Origin of the sequence: Fulvivirga kasyanovii, from assembly GCF_009711405.1 — a bacterium.
In the GTDB taxonomy this organism is placed as follows: domain Bacteria; phylum Bacteroidota; class Bacteroidia; order Cytophagales; family Cyclobacteriaceae; genus Fulvivirga; species Fulvivirga kasyanovii.
Genome location: NZ_SMLW01000113.1, coordinates 1 through 863, shown reverse-complemented (window position 1 = coordinate 863; position 863 = coordinate 1). Strand labels below are relative to the sequence as shown.

The following is an 863-nucleotide window of genomic DNA, read 5'->3' as shown; positions in this document are numbered from 1 at the left end:
CCCCTTCGAGTCCCCCTTCCCGGCTATGTTTTTGAAGGCGCCCACTACTGGCTACCCGCCGTAGGAGAAGCAGCCCCTTCAGCCCCAGCTACAACATCATTGGGTAGCTATGAAGTGAGTTATCATCATGGAGAACCATACCTTCGGGACCATGTAACCTTTGGCGAGCAGGTACTGTTAGGCGTAACCCATTGCAGCCTGGCCATCGATGCTGTCCGTCGTCATCGGGAAGGCTCAGACCAACTGCGCTTAGATAAGGTACTGTTTGAGTCCGCCGTGATCGTAGGATCAGGGAAGGATGCCAACGTCCGCGTTTCCCTTCAGGAGAGTAGCAAAGGCCTTTCATTTGAGAGCCATTACCGAACAGGTTCCATGTCCGTTTGGGAGAAGAGTGCCGGAGGCGCCATATCCTTCGAAAGCGGTCCCCGCCCGTCTCGGTTTGACCTTGAAGGCTTTAAGAACTCAAGCGATTATGAGGTAAGCGGAGAAGAGCTGTACACCCTTAAGAAACCGGGAGTCTACGGTCCGGGACTGAAGACCGTTGAAAAAGCTTATATCAAAGGCGGCGAAGTATTGGGCGAACTCTGTTTGCGCCCTGAGATGGAGGATGACGAACGTAACTATTACCTTCACCCCGCCTTACTTGACGGTTCGATGGTAACCCGCTTTGCCCTTCTGGACGACAGCGGAAGCCCCGAGCCCTTCATCCCGGTAATGATCAAATCCCTGGTAGTTTACGAAGTTCCGGGCGCACACAGCTACAGCCATGTAGTACCCGTGAAGTCCAACGATGAAGTGTGGATAGTCGACATCAGCATCATGGATGCAACAGGAGCGATCCAGGTTGAGCTTAAAGGCTTTAC

1 protein-coding gene is annotated in these 863 nt (G+C 53.3%); it reads left to right on the top strand.

What is annotated here, in order from left to right:
* Nucleotides 1–863, top strand: an 863-nt coding sequence (locus E1163_RS00215; protein ID WP_155168526.1) for a polyketide synthase dehydratase domain-containing protein, incomplete at both ends; no start/stop codon positions are given.